Source organism: Gymnodinialimonas sp. JB5-7, from assembly GCF_055693405.1.
The window spans coordinates 1,153,358-1,170,742 of record NZ_JBVFUX010000012.1; the positions used below are offsets into that span (position 1 = coordinate 1,153,358).

Below are 17,385 nucleotides of genomic sequence, written 5' to 3' on the forward strand. Positions count from 1 at the left end.
TCAGCCTTGCTGTATAGCGCAGGGTTTAGAGGAACACCATCAGCGCCGATGCAAGCAGGCCAATGGCCATGGTGCGTGCGAAGATCGTCCAGGCCTTTGGGGTCGTCAGCAGAAGGGAAAGCAGGGATCCCGCAAAGCTCCAGAACAGGCAAACGCCCAAGTTCAGGGTCGAAAACGTGGCGCCCAAACGCAGCGCCTCACCCATCGGCGACAAGCCTCCAGGAAAGCCGGATGCTGCGGCCACCGCGACGGCCCAGATCTTTGGATTGACCCATTGGAACAGGGCGGCTTTCAGCGCGCCCCAGGGTTGATCGCCTGCATCGCGCTGCCCCGCCGCCGATGATCGCCACAACGTCACACCCATCCAGATGATCCAAGCGGCGGCGACCACCTTCAAGGTCAGGTCAAGCGCCGGGTAGTTTGCCAAAATCGCACCAATCCCAAGACCTGTGAGTCCGGCAATGATGCCAACCCCCATGGCCACCCCAAAGACATGGGGCAGGGTGCGCACAAACCCGAACCGCGCACCCGAAGCCGTCAGCATGATGACGTTCGGACCCGGGCTGAAGAGACCTGCAAAGACAAAGAGAAAAAGCGGGTCCATTTAGCCTAACAGAGCCTGTTTTGTGAGGGTGAAGGCGCTGTCGATCCAGCGCTGTTCAAGCTCTCGCAGGCTTTGACCCAGGGCTGCGCCTTCGAGATCAGGCAAATCGGCAGCGCGGACTGGGAAGGTGGCCGTAGCCCCGGTTTCAGCCTCGTCTCTTTCGTTCTGCGAAATCGGTTGCTCAAACACCGCAGCCCGCAGTGCAAGGATGTCTTGTGCGGCAGCGGCCCCGTGCAGATACCCCAGAACGCCGGGTGGGGTCGTAGCCGCCATCTCATCCCGGTAGAGTTCCAAGCGCTTCGCCTCGACCTTGGAGAGGCGCAAGTGACCTGCAATGTCTGGACCACCCAAGGCCGCAAGGCGCCGAATGGCGTCGGGGACAAGGTTCGTTTCGTGGCCTGTCAGGACAGTCAAAAGCTCGGATTGCGCACCCGGCAGTACAGCGGAAAGGACGCCAGATTTTTCCATCGCCGCGACCGAAGGGGCCGGGTCAAAGGCGCGCAGCAACTTCAGAAGCTCGGCTGTGATCCGCTCTTTCGCGAGGCTTTCAAGCCCATCTGAGTGGGCGGCGCAAGCGGCTAACGCATCAGCATCCAGCCCGCCTTCAGGATCGGCATACCAGGCGTGAAACCGGAAGAAGCGCAGAATGCGCAGGTAATCCTCAGTAATACGCTGTGCCGGGTCGCCAATGAAGCGCACGCGCCGGGCGGCGAGGTCGTCCAAGCCGCCCCCATTCGGGTCAAGAACGTCGCCGTTGCGGGTCGCATAAAGCGCATTGATGGTGAAATCGCGCCGCGCAGCATCGTCTTTGATGTCCGACGAAAAGGCCACTTTCGCATGACGCCCGTCGGTTTCAAGATCGGCGCGCAAGGCGGTGATCTCGTGCGGCTTGTCCTGGGCTACGACGGTGATCGTGCCGTGGTCGATCCCCGTGGGCACCGCGCGCAGGCCAGCGGCCTCGGCGAGGGCCACGACCTGATCAGGCGTCGCATCGGTGGCGATATCTATGTCGTCGACATGCTGCCCCAACAGCCCGTTGCGCACGCATCCACCCACAAACCATGCATCATAGCCAGACAGGGCATCAAAGACCGCCACAGTGCCCGGATGTGCCAACCATTCCGCTTGCAACTTCATCCTGCCACCCGGTCTGCAAGGCTTTTCAACATCCGCGCCGTCGCGCCCCAGATGTAGTAGGGGCCGTATGGCACGGTGAAGAACTCACGCCGCATCCCACGCCAGCGCCGGCCTTCGACGGCATAATTGGCAGGGTTCATCAGAAAGGCGAGCGGCACGCGGAAGCATTCCGCAACCTCACCGGGTTCAACCATTGGGTCGAAATCACGCTCGATATGCGCCAACACGGGCGTCACGGCATAGCTTGTGACCGTTTCATGCGGCGGCAATTCCGCAAGGACAGACACGTTATCGGGCGCAAGCCCCACTTCTTCCTGCGCTTCCCGCAGGGCGGCCTGAACGACCGTTTCATCACCATCTACCTTTCCACCGGGAAAGGCGATCTGACCCGGATGGTGCTTCAGGGTCGAGGCCCGCTTGGTGAGGATAACCTGATCGTCCAGCACACCGATCAGCACGGCCGCGGGTCGAAGTTTGCGGCCTTCGGGCAGAACCACGCCCGGGTTCAGGTCATAGTCCGACGATGGCCGCGCCGGACTGTCCAGCGCGGCCACGATGGTCGTCAGATCAACGGGGCGTCCCATCTGGGTCTTTCTCGGCCTCGAACCCCAGGGTGAGGGGGTCAAAGTCGTAATGGGCACCGCAGAACTGGCAATCTGCAGTTACGCGGCCTTCATCCGTTGTCATATGGGCGATGTCCTTTGCCGAATAGATCGACAGAGATTGCCGCACGCGATCCTCGGAACAGGTGCAACCAAACGCCACCGGTTGCGCATCGAAGACACGCGGTTGCTCCTCATGGAACAGGCGCACCAACAGGTCGGTGGGCGACACATGCGGCCCAATCAGCTCCATCTCGTCTGCCGTGTCGAGCAGGATCTTGGCGCGGTTCCAATCTTCGGCCGTGTCCTCATCGACAAGGTCCTCAGCCGTCAGCAAACCCTCTTCCCCGGTGCCGCCACCCTGCGCCTCAAGCGCCGATTCAGGCATCAGCTGCACCATCACGCCACCGGCGCGCCAGCTTGGCGCCTGCCCCGGTTCCTGCGCCTGCCCGTAGGACAGGTGGAATTTTGTCGGCAGCTGTTCGGACTGCGCAAAATAAGCCTCTGCACAGGCGGATAGAGACCCACCGGCCAAGGGGGTTGTGCCCTGATAGGGCGTCATGTCAGGCCCCTGGTCGATCAGGATCGCGAAATAGCCCGACCCGATCTGCGGGAAGGCAGGGCCGGTCACATCCAGCTTGTCGGCATCATAGGATGCATAGGCCCGGATACGCGCAGGCTCCCCTCCGCCTCAGGCGCGAGGAAATCGGTGGCAATCAGGCGGATCGGCCCGTCGGAGCGGACTTGCAGCGAAAGTTTCCAGCGCAGCTTGATCGTTTGCCCGATCAGCGCGGTCAGCAGGGCCATTTCGGCCACCATTGCCTCAACCGGCGCAGGGTAGTCGTGCTGCCCCAGGATCTGGTCTAGCGTGGTATCAAGCCGCGCCACACGACCGCGCACATCAGAGCGGTCGAGCTGAAACGGCAAAACAGTGTCGTCCCACGCGAGTTTCGTGGTCAGGGTCATATTGCACCCCTTTACGCAATCTTTGGAAGGTCTGGTCCCATATAGGCGGCCCACGGGCAACACCAAACCCAAGCGTGCCGCAGTTCTGCCTTGCACCTGCCGCATGGGCTTGGGAGATGAAGGTTAACAAGAGGCAGGCGACCCGAGACCCGATGAAGATCCTATTCGTTCACCAGAATTTTCCCGGCCAGTACCGTGAGCTGTTCTCGTGGCTGCGTGCGCAAGGCGGGCATGAGTTGGTGTTTCTGACCCAGCGCAAGGATGTACCGAAGCTGGAAAATGCGCGGGTCGTTCAATACGACACCCACCATAAGCCGAAAGAGGGCACCTATGCCCTGACCCAGTATTGGGAAGAATGCGCAGGCAATGGGTTCGGCTGCGCGCAAGCCGCCGAGAAGTTGAAGAAAGAGGGTTTCACACCCGACATCATCCTCGGCCATGTCGGTTGGGGGGAGTTGACGTTCCTCAAGCAGGTCTGGGCCGATGTGCCGATCATTGGCTATTTTGAGTACTACTTTCTCGCCAAGGGTGGCTCGGTCGGGTTCGACCCGGAATTCCCGGCCAGCCCCCATGCGCCCTTCACGATGCACGCCCGCAATGCCGTGAACTTTGCCAATATCCAGACAGTCGATCAGGGCCATTCGCCCACGCAATGGCAGTGCGATACCTTCCCGGAGACCTTCCGTGAGAAGATATACGTCAAACATGATGGCATTCGGACGGATAATCTGAAGCCTGATCCCAAGTCACAAGTCGCGCTTGGGCGGCTTGGGCGGTCTGTCACGCGGGACGATGAGATCTTCACCTACATGGCCCGCAATATGGAACCGACGCGCGGCTTCCATAGCTTCATGCGCGCTCTGCCCTACATCCTCGATGCACGCCCGAACGCGCGGGCGCTCATCATTGGCGGCAGCGATGTGTCTTACGGCAAGAAATCGGGTGCCCAAGGCGGCTACCGGGCCGAGATGGAAAAGGAAGTCGGCAACAAGGTCGACTGGTCCCGTGTCCATTTTCTGGGCCGTGTTCCGTACGAGGATTACCAGAAGATTATCCAGGTCAGCCGGTGTCATGTGTACCTGACGGTTCCCTTCGTCCTGTCATGGTCGCTGCTGGAGTCGATGTCGATGGGGGCTACCATCGTGGCCTCGGACGTCGCACCGGTGCGCGAGGCGATCACCCACGGCGAAAACGGGCTGTTGGCGGATTTCTTCAAACCCGAAGACATCGCGCGCAAAGTCGTTGATGTTCTGGAACGTCCAGGCACCTACGCGCATCTGGGTCCGAACGCGCGCAAGCATGTTGTGAAAAACTACGACTTCACAAAGGTTTGCCTGCCCGAGCATCTGCGCCAGATCAACAGCCTTGTGCCCAAGGCGAAACGCATCACGCTGCCCTGATCGCGGGGAAACCATGCGCACCTTTCGCCTTTGACGCCAAGGTCGGTTCCGTGGCAGGTCGATGGCGAGACAAGCGTGCAGCAGAACAGGCAGACTGCGTATGGCAGAAAAGATCCTTTTGACAGGCGGCGCGGGCTATATCGGCTCGCACACCTATGTTGCCCTTGTTGCAGCGGGTTACGCGGTCACGATCCTCGACAACTTTCAGAATGCGAACCGCTCGGTCATTGATCGGCTCGAACAACTGACGGGTGCGCCTGTTTCGGTTGCCGAGGCCGATATCCGCGATGCCACCACACTCGCCAGCCTGTTCGCCGAACACCAGTTCGATGCGGTCGTGCATTTCGCCGCCCTCAAGGCTGTCAGCGAAAGCGTGGAACGGCCGCTCGACTATTTCGATGTGAACATCAGCGGGTTGATCAACCTTCTGCGCGTGATGGATGCCGCCGGGTGCCGGAACATCGTCTTCTCGTCTTCCGCGACCGTCTATGGCGTTCCGGACGAAACGCCGACGCCCGAGACCGCTGAATTCCGCGCGATGAACCCCTATGGTCAGACCAAGATCAGCGGTGAACAGATCCTCAACCAACTGACCGCCGCCGATGATCGCTGGAACGTGGGCATCTTGCGCTACTTCAACCCCGCAGGCGCCCATGACAGTGCGCTGATCGGGGAAGACCCGCGGGACATCCCGAATAACCTGATGCCCTTCATCGCCAAGGTCGCCGCAGGTGAGCTGGCGGAGTTGCAGGTCTTCGGGGACGATTACGATACCCCCGACGGCACCGGCGTCCGCGACTACATCCATGTGGACGACCTCGCCAAAGGCCATGTCCTGTCGCTGGCCGCTTTGCTGGGGGATGGGCAAAGCCATCTCGTCAACCTGGGAACCGGCGAAGGCCATTCCGTGCTTGAGATGGTCGCAGCCTATAAACGCGCGTCCAATCGAGATGTCCCTTATCGCATCACGGAACGCCGTGCAGGCGATGTGCCTGTCTACGTGGCCCGCGCCGATAAGGCGGAAGAGATCCTGGGCTTCAAGACCGAACGCACCCTGGATGAGATGTGCGCCTCCTCCTGGAAATGGATCGCGGGCCCCCATAGCAGCGAGGATCCCGGACCGGAGGATAAGGGATGAGCCGTACCGTTCTTGTCACCGGCTCGTCCGGCTTCATCGGGTTTCATCTGTGCAAGCGGTTGCTGGCCGATGGCTGGCAGGTTGTGGGTATCGACGCGATGACCGACTACTACGATGTCGGGCTGAAGGAAGGGCGGCTTGCACAGCTGACCCCGAATGAGGCGTTCACCAACGTCACCGCCCGCATCGAAGACCCCGGCGTGCTGCACGACTTGTTCGAGGCGCACCGACCCGAGGCGGTCATCCACCTCGCCGCGCAGGCGGGCGTCCGCTATTCGATCGAAAACCCCGAAAGCTATGTTCAGGCCAATCTGATCGGCACGTTCCGCCTGCTTGAAGCCATGCGGGCCTTTCCGCCAAAGCATTCGCTTTTGGCATCTACGTCTTCTGCCTACGGCGCGAACACCGAGATGCCCTATGCCGAGCAGATGAAGACCGATCACCAGATGTCGTTCTATGCGGCCACGAAGAAATCGAACGAAGTCATGGCGCATTCCTATGCGCACCTCTACGACCTGCCGGTCACGATGTTCCGGTTCTTCACGGTCTATGGCCCCTGGGGCCGCCCCGATATGGCCCCGCATCTTTTCACCAGCGCGATCTTCGAAGGACGGCCCATCAAGGTCTTCAACTACGGCGAGATGAGCCGCGACTTCACCTATGTCACCGACCTGGTCGATGGCATTGTCCGCCTGATCGACGCCGTGCCGGGAACAGAGCCGGTCGATGGCGACAGCCTGAGCCCCGTCGCCCCGCACCGCATCGTTAATATCGGCAATTCCGACTCTGTCCCGCTGATGGAATTCATCGGCGCGATCGAGGCTGCCACAGGCATTGAAGCCGAAAAGATCTTCATGGATATGCAGCCCGGTGATGTGCCGGCCACGTGGGCTGATGCCAGCCTGTTGCAGCACCTGACGCAGTACAAACCCAAGACACAGGTCACAGACGGCGTTGAGCAATTTGTGGCCTGGTATCGGGACTATTATCAGGTCTGACGGATCAGGAGTTCATGCCATGCAGATCAGCCACCCTGACGAACACGACACCGCCCCCGGGCCAACCGACTATTTCACGGGCGATGTCCACATCGCGCCGCTTCGAAAACCCGATGGGCCGGACAGGGCAGTCGCCCTGCGCGTTCGCTTTTCTGCTGGCGCGCGGACCGCGTGGCACACGCACCCGCTTGGTCAATTGCTGATCGTGACCGAAGGGGAAGGCTGGGCCCAGACCCAGGGCCAGCCCAAGCGCATCATACGGCCCGGTGATGTGGTCTGGTTCGAACCTGGTGAGCGTCATTGGCACGGCGCAAGCGACATGTCGGCCATGGAACATATCGCGATACAGGAAGCCCAAGATGGCCGCGCTGCCGATTGGGCCGAACACGTAACAGAAAGCGATTATCTGGGCTGACGCGATTGCCCGTCCCTTGACCCCTCCATCCCCATATCCGAGACACCGGGCACAGGCCCAATAAGGACAAGACATTATGCGCATCACGATGATTGGCACTGGCTATGTGGGTCTCGTCTCGGGCGTCTGCTTCTCGGATTTCGGGCATGATGTGATTTGCGTCGATAAAGACCCAAAGAAGATCGAGATGCTGCAAGCAGGCGAAGTCCCGATTTATGAGCCGGGCCTCGATACGCTGATGGAAAAGAATGTGGAGGCTGGGCGCCTGTCCTTCACAACCGACCTCAAGGCTGCCGTTGATGGCGCTGAGGCGGTGTTTATCGCGGTCGGCACCCCCACACGGCGCGGCGATGGCCATGCAGACCTGACCTTTGTGATGGCCGCCGCCGAAGAAGTAGCGCAGGCGCTGACAGACTATGCGGTGATTGTCACTAAATCGACGGTGCCCGTGGGCACCAATCGCAAGGTCAAACAGGTGGTCGCCAAAGCGAACCCTGCGGCGGAATTCGATGTCGCCTCCAACCCCGAATTCCTGCGCGAAGGCGCAGCCATTGATGATTTCATGCGCCCTGACCGGGTTGTCGTTGGCGTGCAGTCCGAACGCGCGGGCGAGGTTATGGCCGAAATCTACCGCCCCCTCTTCCTGCGCGACTTCCCGATTGTGACCACTGATCTCGAAAGCGCCGAGATGATCAAATATGCCGCCAACGCATTTCTGGCGACGAAGATCACCTTCATCAACGAGATTGCCGCGCTGTGCGAAAAGGTCGGCGCAGATGTGAAGGAGGTATCCAAAGGCGTGGGCATGGATGGCCGCATCGGCAACAAGTTCCTGCACGCCGGGCCGGGTTATGGCGGGTCGTGCTTTCCAAAAGACACCAGCGCGCTTGCGCGGATCGGTCAGGACCACGCAGCACCCCAAAGCATCGTTGAAACGGTCATTCGCGTGAATGACGACATCAAGCACCGCATGATCGAAAAGCTGCGCGACCTGTGTGATGGCTCGTTCAACGGCAAGACCATTGCCGTTCTGGGGGTCACGTTCAAACCCAACACCGATGATATGCGCGACGCGCCCTCGCTCACCATCGTGCCCGCGCTTGTGGGCGGTGGTGCCAAGGTGCGCGTGGTCGATCCGCAAGGCCGCCGCGAGGGGGAGGCCCTGCTGCCTGGCGTGAATTGGTCGGAAGATCCCTACAAGGCGGCCCATAACGCCGATCTCGTCGTGATCCTGACGGAATGGAATGAGTTCCGGGCCCTCGATCTGGACCGCATGGCCAAAAAGATGGCGACACCCCGCATGGCAGACCTGCGCAACATCTACAGCCCACGGGATGCCAAGCGCGCCGGATTCGAATCCTACGAAGGGGTCGGGCGGTAAGCGCCGACCGTCTTTGCTTGGGGTGGGCTCAAGCGACTTCCCTTGGGTCAATTATTACAATCCACTCACGATTATCACGCGGACTTCACGCGATTTACTGCCCTTCACACAGCGCCGTGAGAATGCCGCTCACAGGGTCATCACCTGCAAGTGAGACCACTGAAATCCTCTATTTTTCGGACCCTTCCGGCTCCTAGCGTCCACTCAGGCCGCAGCAAGAACGCTGGGCCGGACCAAATCTGAAGGGATAAGAATTATGAAGACTCTCGCACTCGCCACCGCACTCGCCGCCTCCATCGCTGCTCCGGTTTTTGCTGACGGCCACACCACTCAATTCGCCATCATGCACTTCAACATGAGCCTCGATAACGCCCAGGAAATGCGCATGACGCCGTCGGGCGAAATCACCATGGCAGACCTCGGCATGGGTTCGACCCTTGGCGACGTGTTCACCCAGCTGAACCTGACCGCTGAAAACATGACCGAACTGCGCGGCACCGGCGAAACCGTCACCGTCATCGCATCTGATCCGGCCCACGCCGCTGCTATCTTTGAGCGTCTGATGGCTGCCGACGACTCCAACTAAGTCGACCAGTTTTCCAGACGGCCCCTGCCTTCCCAGGCGGGGGCCGTTTTCTATTCAGGCCAGGCCCGCCCGCAACAGATCGTGCAAATGCACAAGGCCAAGTGGCCTGCTCTCTGTGTCCACCACAAACAGTGCCGTGATCTTGTTCTCGGACATCATGGCCATCGCTTCTGCCGCCAGCATATCTGGCCCGATGACACGTGGCTGCCGGGTGGCGACTTCACCGGCGGGTTGATCTGTAAGGTGCGTGATATTGCGCCGCAAATCCCCGTCCGAGATCACGCCGACAAGGGCGCCGCCCTCAACCACACCGGCAATGCCAAAGCTTTTCTCGGACATCACCACAAGCGTTTCCGGCATTGGGGTATCAGCCTCCACCAAGGGCAGGGCCTCGGGCCCGTGCATCAGCTGCGCGACCGTCGACAACTGCGCCCCAAGTTTGCCACCGGGGTGGAAGGTGTGGAACTGCTCGGGCTGGAATCCGCGTCGTTCCATCACCGCCACGGCCAGCGCATCGCCCAAGGCAAGCGTCAGCGTTGTTGAGGTCGTGGGCGCCATGCGCAACGCGCACGCCTCTTCCACATCCGGCAGCAGCAGGCAGTGGTCGGCGGCGCGCATCAACGTGCTGTCCGCTTTTTTGGAGATCGCCACCAAGGGGATGGAGAAGCGCGCAACATGAGCCACGATATCGCGCAGCTCGGATGTTTCGCCGGAATTGGAGATCAGGATCGCCAGATCGCCCGGCATGATCATGCCCAGATCGCCATGGCTGGCCTCTGCCGGATGCACAAAGGCCGATGGCGTTCCGGTCGATGCAAAGGTTGCGCTGATCTTGCGCGCGATATGGCCGGATTTGCCGATGCCTGACAGGATCACCCGCCCTTTTGTGGCCAGCACCGCCTCGGCGGCGGCTTCGAAATCCGCAGGCAGGGCCTCGGCCAATGCTTGCACGGCATCGCCTTCGGTTTTCAGCACGCGCGCCCCGGTGTCGCGCAAGGAGGGGGTTTTATCCTGAGCCATATGCGCCGTTTAGCCCGTTGCCGTGCCCTTGGCGAGGGGATTGGCTTTTGACCGGGCACACGGCATGGCAGACAGAACGTGAAGGAGGACCAATTCATGAACCGACGTTTCGGCGCCCCGCCGCGCACAGATGTCCGTTATCCCCCACGTCCCGGGGCTTATGTGATCATTGATGCGGGCGACAGCCTTCTTGCCTCCTTTCAAGAAGCCCCCTATCCGGAGCTTCAATTGCCCGGTGGTGGGGTCGATCCCGGGGAGGGCACACTTGCCGCCCTGCACCGCGAAGTCTTGGAGGAAACCGGCTATCGCATCCACGCGGTCCGCCGCCTGGGCATGTTCCACCGCTACACGTTCATGCCAGATTATGACCGCTACGCGCAAAAGCTGTGCAGCATCTACTGTGCAAGACTGGGTCCGCGCGTGTCCGACCCGACCGAGCCGGGCCATAGCGCTGTCTTCCTGCCCTGGCATGTCGCGCTGGAAAAACTGGCCGTGGCGGGGGACCGCGAATATGTGGCCCGCTATCTAGGCGTGTAACGGCCGCCCGGTAAATTCCAGAAGCAGGGCCGAGATATCGTCGGGAAAATCGGCAGAGCCTGCAAAGGCGACAAGATCCTCCCGCAGCGTTTCCAGAAAATCCGTGCCGCCGCTGGTCTGATTGCGTTGCATCAGGTCAATCAACCCCTCTTCCTCCAGCATTTCGCCATCGGGGCGGGGGCATTCGGTCAGGCCATCGGAATAAAGCAGCAAGCGGTCGCCGGGATGAAGCTGGACCTCGAATGAATTGAACGGGATCTCGGGCAGCAAGCCGACGGGCATATCCCCATCACCGACCATCTCCACCGATCCATCGGCGCGCTGCACCATCGGATGCGGATGCCCGGCCTGAACCATGCGCACCAGTCCCGTTGCAAGGTTGAGGAAGGCCAACGCGATGGTGAAGTAGCGGTCCGTCTGCACTTCTTTCAGCATCAGATCGTTCAGACGACCCGCCGCGATGTCCGGCGGCAGATCGACCAGTGATCCATCAAGCCCACGGACCAGCGCGATGTTTTGGTCCGGCGAGGCTTCTGAAAGCATGCCCGCGATCCGCGCCGCGATCATGGCCGAAGCCACCCCGTGGCCCGAAACATCCAGGCTGAACAAGCCCACAATGTCATTGGTGACCGGGAAATACCCCACCATGTCTCCGCCCACATGGCCGCTGGCTTCTAACATCAGGGAAACATCCGCCCCGTCAAAGGCGCGGCGGCGGTCTTGCAGCAGCGCAAGTTGCAGGCGACGCGCCTCATCGAGGTCCCGGTCAATGGCGCCATAAAGCCCCTGCAATTCGTCCAAGGCGTCGGACAGGATCCCGTTCTTGCTGCGCAATTCGCGCTGCATCTCAACGATACGGGCGCCCGCGTTCATGCGCGCCCGCAATTCAGGCGGGCTTACGGGCTTTTGCAGAAAATCGTCCGCCCCCGCCTCCAGCCCTTCGGCCAAAGCATTCCGTTCATTGCGCGATGTCAGCAGCAGCACATAGGCGTAGCTTCCCGTGATATCCGTGCGCAGGCGGCGACAGAATTCCGGGCCGGTCATTTCTGGCATCATCCAGTCACACAGGATCAATGAAATCTCAGGGTCGCGGGCATGGCCGAGGGCCTCAAACGGATCGCCCGTGGAAATCGCCTGATACCCCCATTTCCGCAACAGCGCGCAAACAAGGTTCCGCTGCGCTGGACTGTCATCCAGAACCAGAACCTTCAGCGGCGCGGCGCGTGTGCCGAGGGGGCATCTTCCGGCTCCACCATCGGAGCGGGCGCAATATTCATGAAACGGCCTCACGATCAGAATCGACCGCAACCATGACCGCTCAGGTCTTAACGCCCTGTGAAACCTTCAATTTGAGCGACTTCGCCTTGCACAGGTGCGAATTTGTTAAGTTTTGCACCCCTATGGTCGTCGCGGGGGCATCGACTGAGGTGCAGAGTGATGTGTGTGGATTGGGACCGCTTGAATGAGTTGAAAAGCGATATCGGGGAAGAAGATTTCGCGGATGTAGCCGTGCTTTTTGTATCTGAATTGCAGGACACTTTATCAGCCATGGAAGTCGCGACAGCGGTGGCGGATGATTTTCATTTCCTGCGTGGCTCGGCTGCGAATCTGGGGTTCACAGCCCTGGTCGCCGCGTGCTCGCAAGCAGAGGCTGCGGCCAAAGCCGGTCAGGCACCGGATGTGGCATCCGTAAAGGCGGCCTTCGATCAGGCTTTGGCTGAGATGTCGGCAAAAATGCCGGATCTGGCCGTGGCGGCTTAAAGCACTTTGCGTGTTATCCGAGGCACACTTATCGCGTTCCGCGTTCGCGCCATCGGCGCGAGGCAGCGGGTTGCGATCCAAATCAAACGCAAAGTGCTCGAGCGTCTCAGATCAGGAAATCGGCAAGGATCTTGTCATCCGTGATGTCGCGGAACCCGAACCCTCGGGACGCGACGCGATCGGCAAGCTCCTCAAAACTCCCGGTACGCTCGGTCTCAATCCCAATCAGGACCGAGCCGAAGTTGCGCGAATTCTTCTTGAGGTATTCGAAGCGCGTGATGTTGTCCTCAGCCCCCAGAAGGTCGAGGAAATCGCGTAACGCGCCGGGGCGTTGGGGCAGGCGGAGGATGAAATACTTCTTCAATCCCTGCCAGTTCTGCGCCCGCTCCTTCACCTCAGGCAGGCGTTCGAAATCAAAGTTCCCGCCAGAGGTCACGCAGACAACCGACTTGCCCCTGATCTTCTCGGCCACGTCATCCAGCACGTTGATCGACAGTGCGCCCGCCGGTTCCAGCACGATGCCTTCCAGGTTCAGCATTTCCTGGATCGTCACGCAAATGCGGTTCTCTGGCGCGATCAGAACGTTCTTTTTCGGAACGCCCTTCAACACCTCAAACGTGCGATCCCCAATCCGGGCAACGGCGGCGCCGTCGACAAATGTATCAGTGATCTCAATCGTTTGCGGCGCCCCGATCTTGAGCGCCGCGGTCAGGCTGGCACCCCCCGCCGGTTCCACCAACGTCAGTTCGGTAGACGCCCCCATATCACGAAGATAGCTCAGCATCCCTGCCGACAGACCCCCTCCGCCCACCGGCAGAACCAGATGGTCCGGCGCACCGCCCAGTTGCTCCATCATCTCAACCGCGACCGAGCTTTGGCCCTGAATCACATCGTCATCATCGAAGGGCGAAAGGAAGTGCGCGTCCGCCTCGGCACACCAGGCTTTCGCGGCGGCCAGCGTTTCGTCAAAGAAATCGCCCTCCAGCACAATCTCAACCGCGTCTCCGCCGAATGTCCGGGTTTTCAGCACCTTTTGGTCCGGTGTCGTGACCGGCATGTAAATCCGCCCCTTCACCCCGAAATGCGAGCATACGAACGCCACCCCCTGCGCGTGATTGCCCGCACTCGCACACACGAACTGCGTCTGCTCGGGTCGCGCATCGCGCACCTTGCGCATGGCGTTGAACGCGCCGCGCAGCTTGTAGGACCGGACCGGTGATAGGTCTTCGCGCTTCAGCCAGATCTCCGCGCCATAACGTTCGCTCAGATAGGCGTTTTTTTGCAGCGGCGTGGCTGGAAACAGATCGCGCAAAGCGTCAGTGGCGGACCGTGCGGTGGTGGCAAAATCTCTCATGCCAAGGGAAGTGGCGCGTTTGTCCGCGCCTGTCCAGCCTCAGTTGAGCTGCCGCCCCTCGATCAGGTTGCCGTACAGCGTCGTCATCAGGGCCAGGTTCAGCAGCATCTGCAACCATGTCACCACAAGGCTGAGCGCCACACCAACCCCGTTCAGCGTAACCTGCTGTTGCACGCCAAACGGCGTTTCGACCGCGACCGCTTCACCGAACCCCGCGATGATTCCCTGGTTCAGGATCGTGCTGACCAGCGCCAGAACAAAAATCGGCAGGATGATTTGTCCCGCCACAGGCGCTGTCGCCCGCCAGCTTTCGCCGATCCCCAGTTTCTCTCCGATGGCTGCGGCTGGCAGGATCAGCCCCACGCGCGTGGCCACCCAAGACAGGCCAAAGATCAGCCCGACGCCCAACAGGATCGCCAACGCCTCCGATTGCACAACCGCGATGAGGATCCCGATGACAATGCCCACAGCGAACCCAACGCCGATCATGATCAGGAAGATCAGGATGGAATTGCCAAAGTAGTTCCCGATGTTCGAGCCACGCCATGTCGGAAACAGGCCCGTGGGATATTCCTCCAACAAGACAAAGCGGTGCCACGCGACGGCGGCCCAAAGCCAGCACACCACACCCGCAAGAACACCAAGCAGAATGCCAAGGATGCCAACACCGGTCACATCAGTTGGATCGCCTGTGCCTGCAATAAAGGCCGAGCCCGTCAGAAACCCGGGGTTTGTGGCCAAAACAATCCCGATTGGAATGATGATCAGCACCAACGTAATCCGTGCCGCCGATCCGAGGTTGCCGAATACCTGTTGCACAACATGGCGCAGAAGTTGGTAGCCATAGTCCATCTGGGTTCTCTCCGCTCGCTTGCCCCGCCCTTGAAAACCCGGTATCGCCCGCGCGGTCAACCATTTGCGACGGAGTTTCAATATGTCTGCGCCCAAGAAGGCCAATCCGAAAAAGGTTGTTCTTGCCTATTCCGGCGGCCTCGATACCTCGATCATCCTCAAATGGCTGCAGACGGAATACCGATGCGAGGTGGTGACGTTCACCGCCGATCTCGGCCAGGGGGAGGAGTTGGAACCTGCCCGCAAGAAGGCCGAGATGATGGGCGCGTCCGACATCTACATCGAGGATCTGCGCGAGGAATTTGTGCGCGATTTCGTGTTCCCGATGTTCCGCGCCAACGCGCTGTATGAGGGGCTGTATTTGCTCGGCACCTCCATCGCCCGCCCGCTGATTTCCAAGCGCCTGGTGGAGATTGCCGCCGAGACTGGTGCCGATGCCGTCAGCCACGGCGCCACCGGCAAAGGTAATGATCAAGTCCGGTTCGAGTTGTGTGCCTATTCCCTGAACCCCGAGATCCAGGTGATTGCACCCTGGCGCGAATGGGACCTCGGCAGCCGCACCAAGCTCATCGAATTCGCCGAAAAGCACCAGATCCCGATTGCCAAGGACAAGCGCGGTGAAGCGCCGTTCAGCGTCGATGCGAACCTTCTGCACACCTCGTCTGAAGGCAAGATGCTGGAAAACCCGGCCGAAGAAGCGCCCGATCATATCCTCCAGCGGATCACGCGACCCGAAGACGCGCCGGACGCGCCTGAAATGGTCGAGATCGGGTTCGAGAAGGGTGATGCAGTCAGCATCAACGGCGAAGCCATGAGCCCCGCCACGATCCTGACCGAGCTGAACCGCCTCGGCGGTAAGCACGGCATCGGTATCCTCGACCTCGTGGAAAACCGCTTCGTCGGCATGAAGTCCCGCGGCATCTACGAAACACCCGGCGGCACGATCCTGCTGGAGGCCCATCGCGGGATTGAGCAGATCACGCTCGACAGCGGCGCAGGCCACCTCAAAGACAGCATCATGCCCCGCTACGCGGAGCTGATCTACAACGGCTTCTGGTTCTCGCCCGAACGCGAGATGCTGCAGGCCCTGATCGACAAGAGCCAGGAACACGTCACCGGCACCGTCCGCCTGAAGCTCTACAAAGGCTCCGCTCGCACGGTTGCCCGCTGGTCCGACCATTCGCTCTATTCCGAGGCGCATGTGACGTTCGAGGAAGATATGGGCGCCTACGACCAGTCCGACGCGCAAGGCTTCATCCAGCTCAACGCGCTGCGCCTGAAGCTTCTGGCTGCCCGCAACCGCAAGTTCAAATGAGCGTCCACGTTCGCCTTGTCGAAAAGGCGGACGCGACCCCCTTGCTCGACCTGTGGCCTGCCGACGACCAACGCCGGTTCGTCGCGCCCAATGCCGTGACCATCGCAGAGGCTGCGTATGAACCCGCCGCCTACGTCTTCACGATCTGGGCGGATGGTGTGCGCGTCGGCCTTATGGCCTTGATCGACATGACCGAGCTTGACCCAAACGAGGTCCAGCCGGAGGATGAACCGGAAGCCGGGTTCCTGTGGCGGCTGATGATCGGCGAAGCCCACCAAGGCAAAGGCTACGGCATGGCGGCCATCGAATGGGCCTTCGACTGGGCGCGCGCCCGCGGCCGCCCGCGCATGTCGGTGGAAGTTGTCGAAACCAATGCCGCCGCCATCGCGCTTTACGAACGCATGGGCTTCCGCGCCACTGGCGTTCTCTACGGAGACGAGGCGCAGATGGCGCGCGACCTCTGATCCTTCGCCGCAACGTCACGGTTGTTGCATGGGCCTGACCCGCCTAGCCATTTGGGAACGCCACATTGGAGCAGCCCATGACCCTCACCGATATCGCCGACCGCATCCGCGCCGCGCTTACGGACAAGAGCTTCGACGGCTCGCTCAAGTTCGATTGTGGGGAGGACGGGGTGATCGTTCTGGCCGAGAATACTGCGTCAACCAATGACCAGGACACGGATTGCACGATAAAGATCAGCCGCGAAAACCTAGGCAAATTGCTGTCCGGCAAATTGAACCCCATGACCGGCGTGATGATGGGCAAGTTGAAAGTATCGGGTGATATGGGCGTGGCGCTGGGATTGGGGCGCCTGCTGGGGTGAAGCCGCGGCGGGGCGGCGCGCCAAAACGCGCACCGCCCGTTGCCGTGTATCCGGCCATTACTGCGCGGTGATGACGGCCATCACCAGGTTGTCATCAACCCGAACGGGCCCATCTTCTGGCGCTCCCAACGTATATTCGAAAATGCCGGTCATGGTGCCGCCATCTTCGCCGTGGATCATCAGCATCAGCATCTCACCGGGCGCGACGGCCTCCGTCAGAATTGCGGCGACGTCGATGTTATCTCCATCCCGCAATGGCGCATGACCGACGACCGGGCCGGGCACCATGTCGGCATCGGTGCGGTGCACCACCATCCAGCCGTTCTGGGCGGCGGCGACCCGGTCGGCCGTGACGATACCATTTGCGACTGATTGGTCTGAGGCTTCAACGACCTGAGACGCGGCATGGCCAGCGGCCAATGCAGCACCGGTCATCATCAAAAGGGCAACGGCGGAGGAAGCAGCGATAATCTTCATGGGTCAGTCCTTTGGA

19 protein-coding genes and 1 pseudogene are annotated in these 17,385 nt (G+C 60.8%); 11 read left to right on the top strand and 9 right to left on the bottom strand.

Annotated features, from left to right (window positions below):
• Positions 1-25: 25 nt before the first annotated feature.
• The 4 genes and pseudogenes from ACZ1HK_RS14075 to hslO form a co-directional block, all read right to left on the bottom strand.
• Positions 26-604 (bottom strand): LysE family translocator, encoded by a 579-nt coding sequence (locus ACZ1HK_RS14075; protein ID WP_472629217.1) that lies wholly within the window; start codon positions 602-604, stop codon positions 26-28.
• Positions 605-1,741, bottom strand: a complete 1,137-nt coding sequence (locus ACZ1HK_RS14080; RefSeq protein WP_472629218.1) for a CCA tRNA nucleotidyltransferase — start codon at positions 1,739-1,741, stop codon at positions 605-607.
• Positions 1,738-2,325, bottom strand: coding sequence for an NUDIX hydrolase (locus ACZ1HK_RS14085; protein WP_472629219.1), 588 nt, complete (start codon positions 2,323-2,325; stop codon positions 1,738-1,740). The genes ACZ1HK_RS14080 and ACZ1HK_RS14085 overlap by 4 nt, the downstream gene beginning before the upstream one ends.
• Positions 2,309-3,309: pseudogene (gene hslO, locus ACZ1HK_RS14090) on the bottom strand (Hsp33 family molecular chaperone HslO). The gene ACZ1HK_RS14085 and the pseudogene hslO overlap by 17 nt, the downstream one beginning before the upstream one ends.
• Before the next feature lie 152 nt (positions 3,310-3,461).
• Here hslO and ACZ1HK_RS14095 point away from each other — a divergent pair.
• From ACZ1HK_RS14095 to ACZ1HK_RS14120, 6 genes are all read left to right on the top strand, one after another.
• On the top strand, positions 3,462-4,709 hold the full coding sequence (locus ACZ1HK_RS14095) for a glycosyltransferase family 4 protein (RefSeq protein WP_472629220.1): 1,248 nt from the start codon (positions 3,462-3,464) through the stop codon (positions 4,707-4,709).
• A 100-nt stretch (positions 4,710-4,809) separates the two neighbouring features.
• Positions 4,810-5,847, top strand: a complete 1,038-nt coding sequence (gene galE / locus ACZ1HK_RS14100; RefSeq protein ID WP_472629221.1) for a UDP-glucose 4-epimerase GalE — start codon at positions 4,810-4,812, stop codon at positions 5,845-5,847.
• Positions 5,844-6,845: an NAD-dependent epimerase/dehydratase family protein gene (locus ACZ1HK_RS14105; protein ID WP_472629222.1), complete on the top strand. Its 1,002-nt coding sequence runs from the start codon at positions 5,844-5,846 to the stop codon at positions 6,843-6,845. The genes galE and ACZ1HK_RS14105 overlap by 4 nt, the downstream gene beginning before the upstream one ends.
• A gap of 19 nt (positions 6,846-6,864) precedes the next feature.
• Complete coding sequence (locus ACZ1HK_RS14110) at positions 6,865-7,260, top strand: (R)-mandelonitrile lyase (RefSeq protein WP_472629223.1); 396 nt, start codon at positions 6,865-6,867, stop codon at positions 7,258-7,260.
• Positions 7,261-7,336: 76 nt separating this feature from the next.
• On the top strand, positions 7,337-8,641 hold the full coding sequence (locus ACZ1HK_RS14115; RefSeq protein ID WP_472629224.1) for a UDP-glucose dehydrogenase family protein: 1,305 nt from the start codon (positions 7,337-7,339) through the stop codon (positions 8,639-8,641).
• A gap of 256 nt (positions 8,642-8,897) precedes the next feature.
• Positions 8,898-9,227, top strand: coding sequence for a hypothetical protein (locus tag ACZ1HK_RS14120; RefSeq protein WP_472629225.1), 330 nt, complete (start codon positions 8,898-8,900; stop codon positions 9,225-9,227).
• A 54-nt stretch (positions 9,228-9,281) separates the two neighbouring features.
• Here ACZ1HK_RS14120 and ACZ1HK_RS14125 read toward each other — a convergent pair whose 3' ends face one another.
• Complete coding sequence (locus tag ACZ1HK_RS14125) at positions 9,282-10,247, bottom strand: KpsF/GutQ family sugar-phosphate isomerase (protein ID WP_472629226.1); 966 nt, start codon at positions 10,245-10,247, stop codon at positions 9,282-9,284.
• A gap of 96 nt (positions 10,248-10,343) precedes the next feature.
• Between ACZ1HK_RS14125 and ACZ1HK_RS14130 the strand changes: the two genes are divergently transcribed.
• Entirely contained in the window at positions 10,344-10,784 is a 441-nt protein-coding gene (locus ACZ1HK_RS14130; protein ID WP_472629227.1) for an NUDIX domain-containing protein, read from the top strand.
• Here ACZ1HK_RS14130 and ACZ1HK_RS14135 read toward each other — a convergent pair.
• Complete coding sequence (locus ACZ1HK_RS14135; RefSeq protein ID WP_472629228.1) at positions 10,773-12,074, bottom strand: PP2C family protein-serine/threonine phosphatase; 1,302 nt, start codon at positions 12,072-12,074, stop codon at positions 10,773-10,775. The genes ACZ1HK_RS14130 and ACZ1HK_RS14135 overlap by 12 nt on opposite strands.
• Before the next feature lie 147 nt (positions 12,075-12,221).
• On the opposite strand from ACZ1HK_RS14135, the gene ACZ1HK_RS14140 reads away from it, so the two are divergent.
• A complete protein-coding gene (locus ACZ1HK_RS14140) occupies positions 12,222-12,545 on the top strand; it encodes an Hpt domain-containing protein (RefSeq protein WP_472629229.1) in 324 nt (107 codons plus the stop codon).
• A 106-nt stretch (positions 12,546-12,651) separates the two neighbouring features.
• On the opposite strand, the gene ilvA is transcribed toward ACZ1HK_RS14140, so the two are convergent.
• Both ilvA and ACZ1HK_RS14150 read right to left on the bottom strand, forming a co-directional pair.
• Complete coding sequence (gene ilvA / locus ACZ1HK_RS14145) at positions 12,652-13,899, bottom strand: threonine ammonia-lyase IlvA (protein WP_472629230.1); 1,248 nt, start codon at positions 13,897-13,899, stop codon at positions 12,652-12,654.
• 39 nt (positions 13,900-13,938) lie between these two features.
• Complete coding sequence (locus tag ACZ1HK_RS14150) at positions 13,939-14,751, bottom strand: hypothetical protein (RefSeq protein WP_472629231.1); 813 nt, start codon at positions 14,749-14,751, stop codon at positions 13,939-13,941.
• A gap of 82 nt (positions 14,752-14,833) precedes the next feature.
• On the opposite strand from ACZ1HK_RS14150, the gene ACZ1HK_RS14155 reads away from it, so the two are divergent.
• The 3 genes from ACZ1HK_RS14155 to ACZ1HK_RS14165 all read left to right on the top strand — a co-directional run bounded on the left by ACZ1HK_RS14155 (position 14,834) and on the right by ACZ1HK_RS14165 (position 16,892).
• Positions 14,834-16,066 carry an argininosuccinate synthase gene (locus ACZ1HK_RS14155; protein WP_472629232.1) on the top strand — a complete coding sequence of 411 codons (1,233 nt, stop codon included), beginning with the start codon at positions 14,834-14,836 and terminating at the stop codon, positions 16,064-16,066.
• Positions 16,063-16,530 carry a GNAT family N-acetyltransferase gene (locus ACZ1HK_RS14160; RefSeq protein WP_472629233.1) on the top strand — a complete coding sequence of 156 codons (468 nt, stop codon included), beginning with the start codon at positions 16,063-16,065 and terminating at the stop codon, positions 16,528-16,530. The genes ACZ1HK_RS14155 and ACZ1HK_RS14160 overlap by 4 nt, the downstream gene beginning before the upstream one ends.
• A 77-nt stretch (positions 16,531-16,607) precedes the next feature.
• Positions 16,608-16,892 carry an SCP2 sterol-binding domain-containing protein gene (locus ACZ1HK_RS14165; RefSeq protein ID WP_472629234.1) on the top strand — a complete coding sequence of 95 codons (285 nt, stop codon included), beginning with the start codon at positions 16,608-16,610 and terminating at the stop codon, positions 16,890-16,892.
• Positions 16,893-16,949: 57 nt separating this feature from the next.
• Here ACZ1HK_RS14165 and ACZ1HK_RS14170 read toward each other — a convergent pair whose 3' ends face one another.
• A complete protein-coding gene (locus ACZ1HK_RS14170) occupies positions 16,950-17,369 on the bottom strand; it encodes a DUF7282 domain-containing protein (RefSeq protein ID WP_472629235.1) in 420 nt (139 codons plus the stop codon).
• Positions 17,370-17,385: the final 16 nt, after the last annotated feature.

What these genes read in the sequence shown, in the direction of transcription:
- ACZ1HK_RS14075 (WP_472629217.1), bottom strand. Translation starts at nt 604, where the DNA reads ATGGACCCGCTTTTTCTCTTTGTCTTTGCAGGTCTCTTCAGCCCGGGT.
- ACZ1HK_RS14080 (WP_472629218.1), bottom strand. Translation starts at nt 1,741, where the DNA reads ATGAAGTTGCAAGCGGAATGGTTGGCACATCCGGGCACTGTGGCGGTC.
- ACZ1HK_RS14085 (WP_472629219.1), bottom strand. Translation starts at nt 2,325, where the DNA reads ATGGGACGCCCCGTTGATCTGACGACCATCGTGGCCGCGCTGGACAGT.
- ACZ1HK_RS14095 (WP_472629220.1), top strand. Translation starts at nt 3,462, where the DNA reads ATGAAGATCCTATTCGTTCACCAGAATTTTCCCGGCCAGTACCGTGAG.
- galE (WP_472629221.1), top strand. Translation starts at nt 4,810, where the DNA reads ATGGCAGAAAAGATCCTTTTGACAGGCGGCGCGGGCTATATCGGCTCG.
- ACZ1HK_RS14105 (WP_472629222.1), top strand. Translation starts at nt 5,844, where the DNA reads ATGAGCCGTACCGTTCTTGTCACCGGCTCGTCCGGCTTCATCGGGTTT.
- ACZ1HK_RS14110 (WP_472629223.1), top strand. Translation starts at nt 6,865, where the DNA reads ATGCAGATCAGCCACCCTGACGAACACGACACCGCCCCCGGGCCAACC.
- ACZ1HK_RS14115 (WP_472629224.1), top strand. Translation starts at nt 7,337, where the DNA reads ATGCGCATCACGATGATTGGCACTGGCTATGTGGGTCTCGTCTCGGGC.
- ACZ1HK_RS14120 (WP_472629225.1), top strand. Translation starts at nt 8,898, where the DNA reads ATGAAGACTCTCGCACTCGCCACCGCACTCGCCGCCTCCATCGCTGCT.
- ACZ1HK_RS14125 (WP_472629226.1), bottom strand. Translation starts at nt 10,247, where the DNA reads ATGGCTCAGGATAAAACCCCCTCCTTGCGCGACACCGGGGCGCGCGTG.
- ACZ1HK_RS14130 (WP_472629227.1), top strand. Translation starts at nt 10,344, where the DNA reads ATGAACCGACGTTTCGGCGCCCCGCCGCGCACAGATGTCCGTTATCCC.
- ACZ1HK_RS14140 (WP_472629229.1), top strand. Translation starts at nt 12,222, where the DNA reads ATGTGTGTGGATTGGGACCGCTTGAATGAGTTGAAAAGCGATATCGGG.
- ilvA (WP_472629230.1), bottom strand. Translation starts at nt 13,899, where the DNA reads ATGAGAGATTTTGCCACCACCGCACGGTCCGCCACTGACGCTTTGCGC.
- ACZ1HK_RS14150 (WP_472629231.1), bottom strand. Translation starts at nt 14,751, where the DNA reads ATGGACTATGGCTACCAACTTCTGCGCCATGTTGTGCAACAGGTATTC.
- ACZ1HK_RS14155 (WP_472629232.1), top strand. Translation starts at nt 14,834, where the DNA reads ATGTCTGCGCCCAAGAAGGCCAATCCGAAAAAGGTTGTTCTTGCCTAT.
- ACZ1HK_RS14160 (WP_472629233.1), top strand. Translation starts at nt 16,063, where the DNA reads ATGAGCGTCCACGTTCGCCTTGTCGAAAAGGCGGACGCGACCCCCTTG.
- ACZ1HK_RS14165 (WP_472629234.1), top strand. Translation starts at nt 16,608, where the DNA reads ATGACCCTCACCGATATCGCCGACCGCATCCGCGCCGCGCTTACGGAC.
- ACZ1HK_RS14170 (WP_472629235.1), bottom strand. Translation starts at nt 17,369, where the DNA reads ATGAAGATTATCGCTGCTTCCTCCGCCGTTGCCCTTTTGATGATGACC.